The following is an 18129-nucleotide window of genomic DNA, read 5'->3' on the forward strand; positions in this document are numbered from 1 at the left end:
GCTTATTTATTTCTGAAACCAGTGTCTTAGGGTTATTCTCTTTAACTTTTGGCTTTAAGCCTGAAGTATCGTAGATAAGCATGGAATTGAGACCTATATCGGGTGAATTCTTAGGTAGATTTTCATCAATATCGTCACATATTTCAATAATCTTAAGAGTCATTGAGCTGAATAACTCCTCAATCTGTTTTTCAAAGGTAGTTTTAAATCTGCTGATGAAAGTTTCATCAGGGATTTGGCTATCAAGTTCACAGAACTTCCTGATGTCTGAGGATAAAGCTAAAAATATACAAAGAAGACTGGTTGTAGGGATCTTAAATATATGCATTACAATTAGCGATGAAAGCACTGATGCTAAACTGAAGTTTCTATCGCGTCCTAATTCTGAGTAATACCTATCGGTAAATGACTTGGGAATAAAGGCATTAATATCAAAATTTTCTTCAAGAAGCTTTAAAAGTTTAACTGGATGCTGGTAAGACAAAGTGTTAAGTTCAGATAGCTGGTCGCTAAAATTTAATTGTTTAAATTCAGATAAACAAAACATTGCAATTTCCTCCTTTGTGGTTTTTGTTGTGGATTGATCCCCTTAACAGGATACCACATTGGAGTGAAATATATAATTAAAGAGTTAAAAAAGTTAGTAAAATCAATGGCTGCAGTATTCTGCAACCGACTATATAAACTTATTATATTAGGAGTGAAATATAATGGATGTCAGAAATATGGAACCTCTATATATCAAAATTAATCCTAAAGACAATGTGGCAGTTATAGTAAATAAAGGTGGATTAAAAAAAGATACATTATTGGATGGTGGGTTTAAACTTCTTTCAGATATTCCAGAAGCTAATAAAGTAATGCTTGAGGACGTATCAAAAGATGAACCTATCATAAGATATGGTGAAATAATTGGATATGCAAAATCTGATCTTAAAAAAGGAAGCTGGCTTCATGAAGATAAAGTAAGACTTCCCAGGGCATGTCCTCTGGATAATTTGAAAAGTGGGTATATGGTGGAGCATTATAATCCCCTTGAAGGTTATACTTTTTTAGGATACAGAAATGATGACGGAAGTGTCGGCACAAAAAATATTCTTGGAATTACAACTACGGTTCAATGTTCGGAAGGAGTGGTAAATGTAGCTGTAGATAGAATAAGAAGTGAACTTCTTCCAAAATATAAAAATGTAGATGATGTTGTTGCACTTAATCACCTATATGGTTGTGGTGTAGCTATATACGGTGATAATGCCGAAATACCGATAAGGGCAATAAGAAATTTATCTAAGAATCCCAATTTTGGGGGACAGCTTCTCACTATATGTCTTGGCTGTGAGAAACTTGTACCGACAATATTATTTCCCAAAATAGAAAACGATGATCTTGTAGTTTTACAGGAATGTCATGGTTTTAAAGAAATGATTGATGAAATAATGAGAAAAGCAGAAAAAAAACTTGAAAAGCTAAATTCCCGTACAAGAGTGGAATGTCCTGTATCAGATCTTGTAGTTGGACTTCAATGTGGTGGAAGTGATGCCTTTTCCGGAATAACTTCAAATCCTGCTGTTGGATTTGCAGCAGATCTTCTTGTAAGAGCCGGTGCGAAAGTTATGTTTTCTGAAGTTACGGAAATAAGAGATGCAGTACACCTTCTTGCACCTAGAACAAAAGATGACAAAGTTCTGAAAAAACTTGTCAGGGAAATGAAATGGTATGATAAATACCTTGAAAAATCACACGTTGACAGAGATGCGAATCCATCTCCTGGAAATAAAAAAGGTGGACTTTCAAATGTAGTAGATAAAGCCTTGGGTTCTGTTGCAAAGTCGGGAACCACGAGTATAGTAGATGTACTCTCTCCAGGTGAGAGAATTAAAAAGAGAGGAATGACTTATGCGGCAACTCCGGCTAGTGATTTTTTCTGCGGAACAATGCAGCTGGCATCGGGAATGACACTTCAAGTATTTACTACGGGGAGAGGTACAACCTATAATTTGAAGATAAGTCCTGTGATCAAGGTATCCAGTAATTCAACTTTGAAGGAAAAATGGTTTGATCTTATAGATCTTGATGCAGGTAGAATAGCAACTGGTAAAAAAAGTATAGAAGAAGTCGGATGGGAATTGTTTAAATTAATAATAGATGTAGCAAGTGGAAGAAAGAAAACTTATGGGGATATTCATGGACTCTATAATGCACTTGGAATATTCAATCCAGCTCCAATTACATAATGTTTCAAATTTTGTTTATGCATATATATGAAACAAATTATGGATAGTTACTTATATTTGTGCAAATGAACATTGATTGTAATAGCGGAAAATATGATAATAATAATATAAATTAAAGTACAGGAGGATTAACGTATGAAAATAGGATTTATAGGACTTGGAATCATGGGAAAACCGATGTCGAAGAATTTGATAAAGGCAGGTTATAACCTTGTAGTATTTGATATCAATAAATCAGCTGTTGACGAAGTTGTAAAAGCAGGAGCTGAAGAAGGAACTTCTGCAAAGGATGTTGCATCAAAAACCGATGTTATTATAACAATGCTTCCAAATTCACCCCAGGTAAAGCAGGTTGTTTTTGGAGAGAATGGTGTTGCAGAAGGGATAAAAAAAGGTTCTGTACTTATTGACATGAGTTCTATAGCACCTCTTGTTTCGAGAGAAGTGGCTGAAAAGCTTGCGGGCAAAGGAGTAGATATGATAGACGCGCCGGTAAGCGGAGGAGAACCGAAAGCCATAGATGGAACTTTATCCATAATGGTAGGCGGAAAGAAAGAGACTTTTGAAAAATATAAGGACTTGCTCCTGAAGATGGGTTCAAGTGCTGTGCTCTGTGGAAGCATAGGAGCTGGAAATGTAACGAAACTTGCAAACCAGGTTATAGTTGCACTCAATATAGCAGCTATGTCGGAGGCATTTGTGCTCGGAACAAAAGCAGGGGTATCACCTGAACTCATATACAATGCCATAAAGGGCGGACTTGCAGGAAGTACGGTACTCGATGCAAAGGCACCTATGGTGCTTGACAGGAATTTCAAACCTGGATTCAAGATAGACCTTCACATAAAGGATCTTACGAATGCAGTTGAAACAGGAGCTGGTGTGGGAGCACCATTATTTCTTACAAATCAGGTTTTGGAAATACTGAGGAATTTGCATCTTGATGGAGAAGGACAGAGTGACCACTCTGCTATCATAAAGTTCTATGAGAAGCTGGCAAAGGTTGAAGTAACAAAATAAATTATAATATAAAAGTAGACATGGGTTTGATAACCTGTTGTCTATTTTTTTGTTAAAAAATATTTATGCATATACATGAAAAAAACTCTTGATAACGATTAAAATTTGTGCAGGTGAATATTGTAACGGTTGTCGAAAAATATGATAATAAAAATACAAAGTAATTCAAAAATTATAGAGGTCATATTGTGTTTACAGTAGGTACAAAATGTAGTAAACGTTATTAAAATATATGCTATCTATAATAATATAAAAAATTTTACTAATATTTTTACTATTTTAATAGTTGGGGGGAATTTTAATGGCTTTAGTTATAGTTGGCATGGGAGTAGCTTTGCTTTTAATATTAATGATACCATGTAAACTAAATGGATTTATGTCTTTAATACTGGTTTCTTTATTTGTTGGTGTTATGGAAGGTATGCCACTTACTAGTGTAACTGATTCTATGTATAAAGGTATAGGTGGTCAGTTGAACGATCTTATCTTAATACTTGGATTTGGTGCTATGCTTGGAAGACTTATGTCAGATTGTGGGGCTGGACAAAGGATAGCAAAAACATTGATAAATAAATTTGGAATAAAAAGAGTTCAATGGGCTATGCTTATTACATCAATTATAGTTGGAATTTCGATGTTTTATGAGGCAGGTTTTATACTTTTAATACCTATAATATACAGTGTAGTTAAAGAAACTAAATTTCCATTGATGTACATAGGTTTTCCTGCATCCGTTGCATTATCTGTGTGTCATAGTTTCCTTCCGCCTCACCCAGGTCCAACACTTGTAGCAAATTCTTTTAATGCAAGTATAGGCAAAACTTTGTTATTTGGGCTTCTTATTGCGATACCTGGTGCTATAATTGTTGGAATTTTCTTTTCTAAGACTTCGATTATAAAAAATGCGAAAACAAAGATACCTGAAGGGCTTACTACAAGTAAATTGTTTAAGGATGAGGAAATGCCAAGTTTCGGTAAGAGTGTATTTACTGCACTTATTCCTGTAATTTTAATAGCTATTGCTGAATTTTGTGGAGTATTTCTTCCTAAGGATTCTGTAGCACTAAAATATATTAAGTTCTTTGGAGATGCACCTATAGCTTTGATGATATCTGTAATTATTGCTATATTTACTTTTGGTTTTGGTTGTAATAGAAAAATGGATGAAATAGCAAAAAGTATGAGTGAGTCAGTAAAAGCTATAGCAATGATAATTTTGATTATAGGAGCAGGAGGGGCATTTAAACAGGTGCTTGTAGATTCAGGAGTAGGTAATACAATAGTAGCCATTACAAAAAATCTAAATGTATCTCCTATAGTACTTATATGGCTTATTGCAGCGTTACTCAGGACTGCACTCGGTTCAGCTACTGTGGCTGTAACTGCTGCTGCTGGATTGGCTGGACCTCTTGTAGTTGCTTCTGGTTTAAATCCTTGTCTTATGGTATTGGCAACTACTACAGGAAGTATATTTGCATCTCATGTAAATGATCCTGGATTTTGGATGTATAAGGAATATTTTGGACTGTCAGTAAGTGATGCAATAAAAACTAGAACAAGTTATACATGTATACTTTCTGTAATAGGTTTAATTGGAGTGTTGCTTTTAAATATATTTGTCCATTAGATACATTAGATTGATTATTTATCTTCAATTTGTAATTTAAATATAAGGATCCAATTCTTCTATACTAAAGTTAGGATTGGATCAAGAAGTTCTTTGACTTTTGCGGACAACTACATACAATTGAATAAATAGAAACACTCCAAAATATTTTTAAGTAGTTGAAAATATATATAATCTATTAATTTCATAATATATAAGTTATGCAAATAAATAAAAAATAATTTTTTATTTATAAGTAAGTTTGTGCAACTGAATATTGCTTGAAATATTTAAAAATATCATAATATAAAAAGTTGTAAAAGTAAGCGTTAATTTAATAGAGCGACATTGGAGGGTTCAAATATGAAGAAACATTTAAACATTTTATTAGCACCAGATTCATTTAAAGAAAGTATGACCGCAAAAGAAGTATGTGATGCGATGGAACTAGGAATTAAGAGAGCCGATGAAAATATTAATTGTATAAAAGTTCCCATGGCAGATGGTGGAGAAGGTACGATGCAGTCACTTGTGGATGCTACTTGTGGCAAAATATATAAAATAAAAGTAATGGGACCGCTTGGTAATGCAATAGAAGCAGAATATGGAATTCTAGGAGATGGGGAAACTGGAATAATAGAGATGGCAAGTGCAAGTGGTATAACTCTGGTGCCTGAAAATAGAAGGAATCCTCTTATAACGACAACTTACGGTACGGGCCAGCTTATAAAAGATTGCCTTGATAAGGGGGCAAAAAAACTTCTTGTAGGAATAGGTGGAAGTTCCACAAATGATGGTGGAGTCGGTGCAATTCAAGCACTGGGTGGTAAGTTCAAGGATAGATTCGGAAAAGAAATTGGATTTGGCGGTGGAGAACTTGGCAAAATTGATAATATAGATTTAAGTGAACTTGATCCGAGACTTAATAATATGAAAGTTGAAGTTGCCTGTGATGTTGCAAATCCACTATGTGGTGATAATGGAGCATCAAATATATTTGGACCTCAAAAAGGTGCGACGAAAGAAATGATAAAAATACTCGATGACAATTTAAGACATTATGCAGATATAATTAATAAACAGCTTAATATAGATGTAGCGGAGATTCCAGGAGCCGGGGCAGCTGGTGGGCTTGGTGCAGGGCTTATGGTTTTTATGGGAGGGAAACTTGAAAAAGGAATCGATATAGTTATCAAGTATTCAGGATGTGAAGAAAAAGTAAAAAAAGCAGATTTGGTTTTTACGGGCGAAGGAAGTATAGATTTTCAGACACAATATGGGAAAACACCAATGGGGGTTGCAGCAATAGCAAAAAAATATAATAAACCTGTAATTGCTTTTGCAGGAAATATTGGAGACAATATAGATGTCCTTTATGATCTTGGCATAGATGCAATTTTTAGTATTGTCCATAGGGCATCTAATTTGAACGATGCAATAAAAGACGGTAAGATAAATATGGAAAAAACAGTTAATAATGTAATACGGCTTATAAAATTAAGAATTATATAAAGTGTATGTGTTACGGAAAAAATGTCATTGTACTTATTTCTTTTAATAAATAAAGAATCAAATTTAATTCATTTGGCAATAGAGAAAAATTGACAAGTGTCATAAATAGAAATAAAGGTTATTGAAATATTTTATAAAAACTAATTAGGTGGCGATTTTAAAGTTGAAGGATATATATGATATTTTAATTATTGGTGGAGGAGTAGTTGGGAGTGCCATTGCAAGAGAATTTTCAAGATATGAATTAAAAATAGGTGTTTTGGAAAAGGAACCTGATGTTTGTTGTGGAACTAGTGGAAGAAATACGGGAATGCTTCATGCAGGTTTTACTTATAGACATGGTTCGTTAAAAGCACAATGTGCCATTGAGGGGAATAAGGAGTTTGATTCTGTAGCAAAGGAACTTGACGTACCATTTAAAAGGACTGGAAAACTTGTTATAGGATTTACAGATAGAGATATGCAGAGCCTCCTTAAATATAAAAAACTTGGAGAATTGAATGGAGTTGAAGGTCTTAAAATAATTGATAAGAGTACAATAAATAAACTTGATCCTAGTGCAGGAGGTGAGTTCGCAATGTATTCGCCTGCAAGTGGGATATTGAACCCATTTGAATATACCATAGCTCTTGCAGAAAATGCACATCAAAATGGAGTTGAGTACTATTTTGATAGTAGAGTTATAGATATAGCGAAAAAAAATGATATATTTAAAATAAAAACCATTTCAAAAACTTTTTATACAAAGTGGGTAATAAATTCTGCGGGATTGAATTCAGATGTTATATCAGAAATGCTTGGGATACCAGGTTATAAGTTAAAAGGATTTAAGGGCGAATACTATGTACTTGATAAAAAAGCTGGAAAATTTATGAATATGCCTATTTATCCAGCTCCTAATGAAAAAGGAGGATTTGGTGTACATGCTACGCCGACTGTAGATGGAAATATATTAATAGGACCTAGTTCTGAAATAGTTTATGATTTTGAAGATTATGGTGTAACAGCTCCTATAATGAATAAATTAATTGCTGAAGGAAAAAAGATATTCAAAAATCTTAAAAGAGAATATTTTATTAGGAACTTTTCGGGAATAAGACCTAAACTTGTGGATAAAAAAACTGGAGAAGTACAGGATTTTGTCCTTGAGATGAGAGAAGATGTACCTAATGTTATAAATCTTGTTGGTATAGAGTCTCCTGGACTTACAAGTGCACTTCCACTTGCACGAAGGGCGGTAGCGTTATTTAATAAAAAAGAAAAATTAATTCCAAATAAAACTTTTAATCCGAAAAGAAAGGGAATTCTTAAATTTTCGGAACAGGATGATAGTGTAAAAGAGAAACTTATAAAGAGTGACAGTGACTATGGGAAGATCATATGCAGATGTGAAAATGTTACAAAAGCAGAAATAATACAAGCTGTTCATAACTGTCTTGGAGTGGATTCAATTACTGGGATAAAAAATAGAACACGTGCTATGATGGGAAGATGTCAGGGTGGATATTGTCAGACCAGAATAGCTGAAATAATTGGGAAGGAAAAACATAAATCAGAGAAAAAGATATTATATTCACGAAGTGGATCTTATATGTTTGTGGGAAAGGTGAGAAAATAATGGCTTTCATAAAAAAAGATGTTGTAATTGTAGGTGGAGGTCCTGCGGGACTTGCAACAGCTGTAGAGCTTAGGAACAAAGGTATCAAGAATATTGTAATCGTTGAAAGAGAAAAACAACTTGGAGGTATTTTAAAACAGTGTATCCATGATGGTTTTGGACTCACTAGATTTAAAAAAACTCTATCAGGACCTGAATATGCTCAGTTATTTATAGATAGGGTTGACGAGCTTAATATTGAATATATTACGGATGCTACAGTGATTGATATTACTCCTGAAAAAATTGTTACTGTTGTATCTAAGAAAGGTCTTTTAAAATATAAAGCTAAAGCAGTTGCACTTGCCATGGGATGCAGGGAAAGGACAAGAGGTGCAATTGGCATTCCGGGTACGAGACCTGCAGGAGTATATAGTGCAGGAGTTGCTCAGGCTTATGTTAATCTATACAACAAGATGATAGGAAAAGAAATTGTGATACTTGGCTCAGGTGATATTGGCATGATAATGGCCAGAAGAATGAAACTTGAAGGAGCAAATGTAAAAGCTGTTTTTGAAATACAATCATACCCAAGTGGATTGCCGAGAAACATTGAGCAGTGTCTCAATGATTATAATATTCCGTTGTATTTGAGTCATACTATTACTAAAATTAAAGGGAATTCTAGGCTTGAAGGGGTCACTGTGTGTAAAGTGGATAAGAATATGAAGCCTATACTTGGAACAGAAAAGTATTATAAGTGTGATACACTTATACTTTCAGTTGGTCTTATACCTGAAAATGAAATTTCATTGTCTGCAAATGTTAGCCTTGATAATAGAACAAAAGGTGCTGTTGTTGATGAAAATTATCAAACAGATGTTGGTGGAATATTTGCAGCAGGAAATGTACTTCATGTACATGATGTTGTTGATTTTGTGTCCCTTGAAGCAGAGAAGCTTGCTGATTCAATAGCAGAATATGTAAATGGAAAAGTATTTTATAAACCTTGTATAAATATAAATGCAGGTGATAATGTAGGGAGTGCAGTGCCACAGAAAATAAGTGGTAAAAAAGATTTCAGCATTTCCATGAGGGTAAAAAAACCGATGAAAAACTGTGAAATTGATATTATACAATCCGGACAAGTTATTAAGGCTGTGAAATTGAAAAAGGTGATACCTGCAAAAATGATTCAAATTGGATTGAAGAAAGAAGATATAAAATCTATGAGCAATATAGAGGTGATCGCAAAATGATAAAAGAGTACACCTGTATAATATGTCCTAATGGATGTGAGATAGAGGTTGATATTGAAAAAGAAAAACCGATTTCAATTAAAGGTGCGTCTTGTAAAAAAGGAGAAAAATACGTAAAAATGGAAATTGTAGATCCTAGAAGAACAATTACAACGTCGGTCCTTGTAGAAAATGGAGTTGTGCCACTTGTGAGCATAAGACTTACAAATCCAATACCTAAGGCTTATATATTTAAAGTAATGGATAAGATTAAAAGTATAAAAGTAAAAGCACCGATTAAAATAGGTCAAGTTATAGTGAATAATATATTTGGACTTGGCAGTGATCTTATTGCCACAAAAAATGTGAAAGTAAGTGAGTGATATGGAGATAAAAAAAGGAGGATCAGTATCTAAGTTATTAGCTGATGTTTATATACCAAGGATGTTTAAGGTGAAACAAATTTTTCCGAGGCCTGTAATTAAGTCAGAGGATATACCAAATGTAATAAGAAGAGAACTTTCTCAAAAAAAATTTTCACGAAAAATCAAACCTGGAATGAATATAGCTATTACGGCTGGAAGTAGGGGAATTGCAAATGTTGCAATCATAACAAAAGCTATAGTTGATTTTGTTTCATCCAGAGGGGCACATCCTTTTGTTGTACCTGCAATGGGAAGTCATGGGGGAGCAACTGCTGAAGGTCAGCTTGAATTACTTGAAAGTTATGGTATTACGGAGAATTTTTTAAAATGTCCCATAAAATCTTCAATGGAGGTTTCAGTAATTGGGACTTTGAAAGATGGAAGAAAAGTAGTTATAGATAAAAATGCCGCACAATCTGATGGAATAATAATATCCTGTCGTATAAAGCCTCATAATGCCTTTAGAGGGAAATATGAAAGTGGGATTATGAAAATGATGGCAGTTGGACTTGGTAAACAGGTTGGGGCTGAATGTGTACATTCACAGGGAATGGGTAAAATTGGCAACAATATTGAACTCATTGGAAAAACTATTTTAAAGAATGCACCAATTCTTTTTGCAATTCCGTGCATAGAAAATTCATTTGATGAGACATGTAAAATAGTTGGCGTTGATTCCAGTGAAATTCCAGATAGAGAGCCTGAACTTTTAAAAGAGGCATTTTCCAATATGCCAAGAATAATAGTAGGAAAATGTGATGTACTTGTTGTTGATGAAATAGGGAAAAATTATAGTGGTACAGGTGTAGATCCCAATATAACAGGTACATTTTCTACTAAATATGTGAGCGGTGGAATAGAGGTTCAAAGAACTGCAATGCTTGACTTAAGTAAAGAATCCCATGGAAACGGTCTTGGAGTTGGCCTTTCTAGTGTTATAACAAAAAGGCTGTTCGACAAATTGGATGTTGAGAAAATGTATCCTAATTGTATTACGAGTACTGTTCTTGAATCGGCAAGGATACCTTGCGTTGCAGCTGATGATAAGGAAGCTGTACAATTTTGTATAAGGACATGTGTAAATATTGATAAAGAAAATGTAAGAATAGTTAGGATACCAAACAGTTTGCATATTGAACACATAATGCTTTCAGAAGTTTATTATGATGAAATTAAAAATTATCCTGATCTTGAAATAGAAAGCAAACCGGAGTATATGAAATTTAATGAATACGGTAATTTAATATAGCTGTTGAATATTATTTAGTTCATATATATAAAAATAGATCAATGTAAAGGATTAATATTTGTGCAATTGAATATTGATTGAAGCAGTTAAAAAGATGATAATTGAATCATAGACAATGTGAAATTTTTATTCAAGCATATTTCAAAAAAATTACTGCAGTTAATGTTACTGGGGGGGAAAAGATGAATAATGAAAAAAATTTAATAAAAGATACACCAGTCGTTACAGATTTGAAAGTTATACCTGTAGCAGGATATGATAGTATGCTTCTTAATCTAAGTGGAGCACACGGCCCATTTTTTACACGTAATGTCGTGATTTTGAAAGACAATAGTGGAAATATGGGAATTGGAGAAGTGCCAGGGGGAGAAAAAATAAGAAAGACGATAGAAGATTCAACTTCACTTGTTGTTGGACAAAGTATAGGAAAGTACAAATCAATAATAAAGGCGGTAAAGGATACTTTTGCATGCAGAGATTGTCTTGGGAGAGGATTTCAGACTTTTGATCTGAGAATTGCAATTCATGCTATGACTGCAATAGAAGCTGCACTTCTTGATCTTGTAGGAAAGTATCTTGGAATACCGGTATGTGAACTCTTGGGAGAAGGACAGCAGAGAAAATCAGTAAAGGTTTTAGGTTATCTCTTTTTTGTTGGTGACAGAAAAAAGACAAAACTTCCTTATCTGGATGAATCTAATTCAAAAGATGAATGGATGCGCCTTAGAAGAGAAGAAGCATTGACTCCAGAAGCAGTAGTAAGACTTGGAGAAGCAGCTCAGGCAAAGTATGGTTTTAAAGACTTTAAACTAAAAGGTGGAGTTTTGAAAGGAGAAGCAGAAGCAGAAGCTGTTACTGCACTCCATAAAAGGTTTTCGGATGCACGTATAACTCTTGATCCTAATGGAGCTTGGTCATTATGCGAGGCTATTGATCTTTGTAAGAACTTAGTTGGAGTGCTGGCATATGCAGAAGATCCATGCGGAGCTGAAGATGGATTCTCAGGGCGTGAGGTAATGTCAGAGTTCAGAAATGAAGTTGGACTGCCTACAGCTACAAATATGATAGCTACTGATTGGCGCCAGATGGTACATTCACTTCAGATGCATTCTGTAGATATACCGCTTGCAGATCCTCATTTCTGGACTATGGAAGGTTCTGTACGTGTTGCCCAGACATGTAGAGATTGGGGGCTTACCTGGGGTTCACATTCAAACAATCATTTTGATATTTCACTTGCGATGTATGCACAGACTGCGGCAGCGGCACCTGGAAAAGTAACAGCCATAGATACACACTGGATATGGCAGGATGGACAGTATCTTACAAAGAATCCATTCCAGATTGTTGGAGGAATGATAGATATTCCTGACAAACCAGGTCTTGGAGTAGATATAGATATGGAAAATGTTATAAAAGCAAATAAATTGTACAATAAAATGTCATTGGGTGCCCGTGATGATTCAGTTGCTATGCAATATTTGATACCAGGATGGAAGTTTGACAATAAAAAGCCATGTTTAGTAAGATAAATTTTAAAGTCAAACCTTTATTGATTTCAATCCTAGTTGGATTAGTAATTTGCTTTATACCAAAACCAAATTTGGTACCTATAAATGGATGGCATTTACTTGCAGTTTTTATATTTATTATAGTGGCATGTGCCCTTGGAGCCATGTCACTTGGTTTAGCTTCTTTTGTCGGAATATTTATTTTGACTTTTACACATATAATTACGATAAAAGATGCATTTTCTTCATATAGTGAAAGCCTTATATGGCTTATAGTATGTGCTGATTGTCTTTCTATAGGAATAACTAAAACAGGACTTGGTAAAAGACTTGCATATAATATTATAAAGAAAATTGGCAAAAGAACTATAGGAGTTGGATATTCACTAGTACTTTGCGAAGGAATATTGAGTATGCTTATTCCAAGTGCTACTTCAAGATCTACTGGGATTGTACTTCCTATTACAAAAGCTCTTTCAGAAGCTTATGGTTCAAAAGTTGGAGATGGTACAGAAAAGAAAGTGGGAGCATTTCTTATGCTTACATCAATACACAGCAATCTTATTTCTTCATCACTTTTTATTACATCTTCTGCCGTAAATTTGCTTGCTATTAGTATGGCCGGAAATCTTGGTGTAAAGACACATATAACTTTTGGATTATGGTTTATGGTAAGCATAGTTTCTGTATTGTCGAATTTTATGATTGTTCCGGTTGTTATTTATTTTTTATGTCCACCGGAAATAAAAAAACTTGATAATGTTAAAGAATTAATGGATGGCAAACTTAAACAATTAGGACCCATGAAAAAATCTGAAAAATTTATGATAATAGTTTTTATTATTGTTGTTACATTATGGATATTTGGGAATATATTTAATATTGATGCTACTACTGTAAGTGTTTTAGGACTTGTAATACTTATTGGATCTGGAATTGTATCTTGGGAAGAATTTACTGGGAAAAAAGAAATTTGGAATCTTGTGATATGGCTTGGTGCATTTATGATGATGGCAGGTCAACTTAACAAGCTTGGGATAATAAAGTGGATGAGCAGTATAATAACTCAATATATACGTGGTATACCGCAGTTCCCTGCTCTTGCGATAGTATGTGTTTCTATGTATTATCTACATTACCTTTTTGCAAGTAATATGGTTCATTTTACTGCATTGTTTTCAGCATTCTTTACAATATTACTTGGTATTGGAGTACCTCCAGTGCTTTCGGTATTTATTTTAGTAGATATATCGGCACTTAGTTCTGGACTTACGCATTATGGTATAGCACAGGGAGGAGTATATTTTTCAGAAGGATATATAAAGCAGAAAGAATGGTGGTTTGCAGGTTTTGTAGTATCAATAGTTCATCTTGCGATACTTCTTCCATTTGCAGCAATATGGTGGAAATTTATAGGGATTTAATAAAGAAGAGTTTTTGAAGGAAGAAAAGAAATAGAAACCGTGAAAATGTTGAGAAAATTTTTTTCCGGATATTTATTCAATATAGATTTAGATGGAGTGTGGACATTAAAGGAGCAGTTGAATTATGCAAAGGTAAAAAGTCCCTTTGAATATAAAAAATTACTATTATAAATAGAAAAATAAAATCTAAATAGATTTGAAAACAAGATGGACAGCAATTATGGAATTGGGAGAATTCCTACAGAAAAACATAGATACTTTCTAATCTATACTAAATAATAAATAAGCGTATGTCAGTTATTTAACTGACTATAAACTTATTATAGATGATTGCAGAATTTAAATTTTAAAAGTGTGGATAACTTTTAAAAAATTCCTTAAATTTGAGCAAAAAAAGAAAATGCTAAATAAGCCTTTTGAAAAAGGGTATGCGAAGCATGTAGGATGATACTTAACTGTGGATATGTGTATTAAGCAGCATATTTGATAAGTTTATTTAAATTTCTTACTTTAGTCTAAAGCTTCTATGTGCAAACTTTGGCATATTCTTATATGCGGCAGCATAGGGGTTAAAATCTTTATTATTAATAACTTTAGCGAAAGCTTTTTGCTTATTTATTTCTGAAACCAGTGTCTTAGGGTTATTCTCTTTAACTTTTGGCTTTAAGCCTGAAGTATCGTAGATAAGCATGGAATTGAGACCTTTATTGGGTGAATTCTTAAGTAGATTTTCATCAATATCGTCACATATTTGAATAATCTTAAGAGTCATTGAGTTGAATAACTTCTCAATCTGTTTTTCAAAGGTAGTTTTAAATCTGCTGATGAAAGTTTCATCAGGAATTTGCCTATCAAGTTCACAGAACTTCCTGATGTCTGAGGATAAAGCTAAAAATATACAAAGAAGACTGGTTGTAGGGATCTTAAATATATGCATTACAATTAGCAATGAAAGCACTGATGCTAAACTGAAGTTTCTATCGCGTCCTAATTCTGAGTAATACCTATCGGTAAATGACTTAGGAATAAAGGCATTAATATCAAAATTTTCTTCAAGAAGCTTTAAAAGTTTAACTGGATGCTGATAAGACAAAGTGTTAAGTTCAGATAGCTGGTCGCTAAAATTTAATTGTTTAAAATCAGATAAACAAAACATTGCAATTTCCTCCTTTGTGGTTTTTGTTGTGGATTGATCCCCTTAACAGGATACCACATTGGAGTGAAATATATAATTAAAGAGTTAAAAAAGTTAGTAAAATCAATGGTTGCAGCATTCTGCAACCGACTAAATAAATACAATTTAAAAGGAGTGATACAATTTGGAGGAAATTTATTATAATAGCACGAGGGGTTTAAATGAGAATTTAACTGCATCTGAGGCTATATTAAAAGGCATAGCTGAAGACGGAGGATTGCTTGTACCTAACTGTATTCCATTTATTAGTAAAGAAGAATTAAAAAATTGTGAACAAATGACTTTTAAACAGTTATCATTGTACATAAACAAAAAATTCTTTACAGATTTTGATGAAAAAGAATTGAAAGAATGTATAGACATGGCTTATGATCATAAATTTGAAAAAGATATTATAACTCCTTTAAACAAAGAGGGAGATGTATTTTATTTAGAATTATTTCATGGACCGACACTGGCTTTTAAAGATATAGCATTATGCCTTCTCCCTTACTTAATGAAAACTGCAGCTAAAAAGCAGAATTTGCATAAAGATATAGTTATACTTACTGCAACTTCCGGCGATACAGGGAAAGCAGCATTGGAGGGCTTTTCAGATGTAGATGGAACAAAAGTCATGGTATTTTTCCCAGAAGAAGGGGTAAGTAATATACAGAAGAAACAGATGATCACACAAGTAGGAAAGAATGTAAAGGTCCTTGGCATAAAGGGGAATTTTGATGATGCTCAAAGAGAAGTTAAAAAGATTTTTAATGACGCTGAATTAAAAGAGGAACTGAATAAAAGATCATATATGTTTTCTTCGGCTAATTCCATAAATATTGGAAGACTGATACCACAGATGGTATATTATTTTTACAGCTATATGGAACTTCTGCGGAGAAAGGAAATAGAGTTCGGAGAAAAAATAAATTTTGCAGTTCCAACAGGAAATTTCGGAGATATACTTGCAGCTTATTACTCTACAAAAATGGGCTTGCCTATAAATAGACTTTTATGTTCTTCCAATGAAAATAAAGTGCTGAGTGATTTTTTAAATAGTGGAATTTACGATGCTAGAAGAGAGTTTTTAGTTACTATATCTCCTTCAATGGATATATTGATATCCAGTAATTTAGAAAGATTTATATATGATATAAGCGGCAGAAATGCTTTTACTGTGAAGGAGCTTATGAATGACTTAAATGAATTTGGGAGATATAAAATTAGCGAACACATGAAGAGCAGAATGAATATATTTTATGGCGGTTTTGCCACTGATGAAGAAACAAGGCAATCCATAAAAGAGGTGTTTGACAAATATAGATACCTTATGGATACTCATACTTCAGTTGCCTATTCTGTATATAAAAAATATTTACTGGAGACTCATGATAATACTAAGACCGTAATAGTTTCTACTGCGAGTCCCTTTAAGTTTACCAGATCTGTAATGGGTGCTTTGGATGACAAATATAATAAGGTAGATGATTTTGAACTTATAGAGGTAATGAGTAAGGCAGCTGATCTTAAAATCCCTAAGCCTATAGAGAAATTGAATAAACGTGAAATTATACATAATACTGTATGTGAAATGGGGCAAATGGAATCTGAAGTGAGAAAGTTTTTAAAATAAAATTTCAATATAAAAATTTACCAGATTATCTTCAACAATAATTTGGTAAATTTTGTTTATATATTGTAAAAAATTAAACAATAATGAATATTGAACATAAAACCATAGCTAAATTTTGTAAAATAACGGTATAAATTCGCGATAAGTATTATATGAAAATGCTATGATATACCTTTAATGAGTAGTATAATATGAAATAGAAATAGCTAGATATAAGCTTGTTGTATGTTTTTATATTTATTTATGGGCAATGTATTTTTATATTTTAAAGGAAAAATTTTACTAATAATATATACTTTTACTGGTATTATTGTAAAAAGCGATAATTTAATGAAATTGTATATATAATAAACAATTTTTGGGTTCAAATCAGTTTTTGCTCATATTTAAGTTAAATAGATTGTAATAGAGGAGAGATTTATGTTTATATCATTATTGGAGAGATATAATCAACTTAAAAGTGACTATGAAAGCTATCAAAAATTAGCGGAAGAAACCATACAAAAGCAGAATAAAGAGATTAGGGAATTGGATAAAAAACTGGATATGTTATCTTCAATAATAGAGATAAGTCAATATATAAATAAATGCCTTGGCAGCGATGAGATAATTTCTAAGATAAATGATATAATGATAGGGATTTTAGGGGTGAATTATTCTAGTGTATATCTTCTTGAGAATAGAAAATTAAAGTTAAAATGTACTAATTTGTACAATACGGATCATCATTTTAAAATAAGAGAATATAATGAACATAAGTTGTCCAAATTAACTCCATGTTTAGCTAATTCTGTGGACAATATGTGCATGGGCAGCGATATTCAGGTACATTCTTCTCTATTTATGCCTATATACTTGAAAGAAGAACTTTTGGGAGCTATTTTAGTAGAACATAATATATACAATTATTTAAATCAGGGCAGTATAAAGTTATTATCTGCTCTTAGCAATCAAATTGCCATATGTATAGAAAATAATAGACTCTACAATAAAATAAAGGAAAATTCTCAGAGAGATTTTCTCACGAATTTATTTAATAGAAACTATTTTTTCTCTGCTATACAGGAGAAAATAAAAAATTGTGGAAGGGGTTTTGCCATCATAATGGTGGATATAGATAATTTTAAGAACTGTAATGATACTTTTGGACATCAATGTGGTGATATGGTTCTTAAAAGGGTGAGTAGTATTATAAAAGATAACCTGAGAAAAGAAGATATGGTAGCCAGATATGGGGGAGAAGAAATCATAATATATATGTATGATATTAAAGAAATGTTAGATGTATATAATAGGATGAGCAGTATAAGGAAATCTATAGAAAGAGAACCTGTAGAATATAATGGAAAATTATGCTTTGTCACAGTTTCTATAGGAATAAGTATATCTGATAATAAAGATGAAAATATCGAGAATGTCGAGAATGTCATAAGAAAAGCAGATATGAATTTATATAAGGCAAAGAATTCTGGAAAGAATAAGGTAGTCTATTGATTTTAATAC

The 18129-nt window shown here is 32.9% G+C and carries 14 protein-coding genes; 12 read left to right on the forward strand and 2 right to left on the reverse strand.

Annotation, left to right across the window (positions count from 1 at the left end):
* A partial coding sequence (locus LN736_RS09180) for a transposase (RefSeq protein ID WP_229981422.1) occupies window positions 1-547 on the reverse strand: 547 nt, incomplete at its 3' end.
* Window positions 548-710: 163 nt separating this feature from the next.
* Between LN736_RS09180 and garD the strand changes: the two genes are divergently transcribed.
* From garD to LN736_RS09230, 10 genes are all read left to right on the forward strand, one after another.
* Window positions 711-2234, forward strand: a complete 1524-nt coding sequence (gene garD, locus LN736_RS09185; RefSeq protein WP_229981423.1) for a galactarate dehydratase — start codon at window positions 711-713, stop codon at window positions 2232-2234.
* Between the two features lie 135 nt (window positions 2235-2369).
* Complete coding sequence (gene garR / locus LN736_RS09190; protein WP_229981424.1) at window positions 2370-3254, forward strand: 2-hydroxy-3-oxopropionate reductase; 885 nt, start codon at window positions 2370-2372, stop codon at window positions 3252-3254.
* A gap of 301 nt (window positions 3255-3555) precedes the next feature.
* On the forward strand, window positions 3556-4881 hold the full coding sequence (locus LN736_RS09195) for a gluconate:H+ symporter (RefSeq protein WP_229981425.1): 1326 nt from the start codon (window positions 3556-3558) through the stop codon (window positions 4879-4881).
* A 342-nt stretch (window positions 4882-5223) separates the two neighbouring features.
* Window positions 5224-6372: a glycerate kinase family protein gene (locus LN736_RS09200; protein WP_229981426.1), complete on the forward strand. Its 1149-nt coding sequence runs from the start codon at window positions 5224-5226 to the stop codon at window positions 6370-6372.
* Between the two features lie 163 nt (window positions 6373-6535).
* Window positions 6536-7990, forward strand: a complete 1455-nt coding sequence (locus LN736_RS09205) for an NAD(P)/FAD-dependent oxidoreductase (RefSeq protein WP_229981427.1) — start codon at window positions 6536-6538, stop codon at window positions 7988-7990.
* The gene (locus LN736_RS09210) at window positions 7990-9228 is read left to right on the forward strand and encodes an NAD(P)/FAD-dependent oxidoreductase (protein WP_268253823.1); all 1239 of its coding nucleotides are present in this window, start codon (window positions 7990-7992) and stop codon (window positions 9226-9228) included. The genes LN736_RS09205 and LN736_RS09210 overlap by 1 nt, the downstream gene beginning before the upstream one ends.
* A complete protein-coding gene (locus tag LN736_RS09215; protein WP_229981428.1) occupies window positions 9225-9590 on the forward strand; it encodes a DUF1667 domain-containing protein in 366 nt (121 codons plus the stop codon). The genes LN736_RS09210 and LN736_RS09215 overlap by 4 nt, the downstream gene beginning before the upstream one ends.
* Before the next feature lies 1 nt (window position 9591).
* Window positions 9592-10881: a nickel pincer cofactor-dependent isomerase, group 22 gene (locus LN736_RS09220; protein WP_229981429.1), complete on the forward strand. Its 1290-nt coding sequence runs from the start codon at window positions 9592-9594 to the stop codon at window positions 10879-10881.
* 182 nt (window positions 10882-11063) lie between these two features.
* Window positions 11064-12413, forward strand: a complete 1350-nt coding sequence (locus tag LN736_RS09225; protein WP_229981430.1) for an enolase C-terminal domain-like protein — start codon at window positions 11064-11066, stop codon at window positions 12411-12413.
* Window positions 12398-13816 carry a DASS family sodium-coupled anion symporter gene (locus LN736_RS09230; protein WP_229981431.1) on the forward strand — a complete coding sequence of 473 codons (1419 nt, stop codon included), beginning with the start codon at window positions 12398-12400 and terminating at the stop codon, window positions 13814-13816. The genes LN736_RS09225 and LN736_RS09230 overlap by 16 nt, the downstream gene beginning before the upstream one ends.
* Before the next feature lie 505 nt (window positions 13817-14321).
* Here the strand turns inward: LN736_RS09230 and LN736_RS09235 are convergent.
* The gene (locus tag LN736_RS09235) at window positions 14322-14972 is read right to left on the reverse strand and encodes a transposase (RefSeq protein ID WP_229981432.1); all 651 of its coding nucleotides are present in this window, start codon (window positions 14970-14972) and stop codon (window positions 14322-14324) included.
* Between the two features lie 163 nt (window positions 14973-15135).
* Here LN736_RS09235 and thrC point away from each other — a divergent pair, with 163 nt between their 5' ends.
* On the forward strand, window positions 15136-16626 hold the full coding sequence (gene thrC, locus LN736_RS09240; RefSeq protein WP_150357927.1) for a threonine synthase: 1491 nt from the start codon (window positions 15136-15138) through the stop codon (window positions 16624-16626).
* Between the two features lie 420 nt (window positions 16627-17046).
* A complete protein-coding gene (locus LN736_RS09245) occupies window positions 17047-18120 on the forward strand; it encodes a sensor domain-containing diguanylate cyclase (protein ID WP_150357928.1) in 1074 nt (357 codons plus the stop codon).
* Window positions 18121-18129 lie beyond the last annotated feature (9 nt).

This window comes from Clostridium aromativorans (assembly GCF_020908015.1).
Taxonomy (GTDB): domain Bacteria; phylum Bacillota; class Clostridia; order Clostridiales; family Clostridiaceae; genus Clostridium_B; species Clostridium_B aromativorans.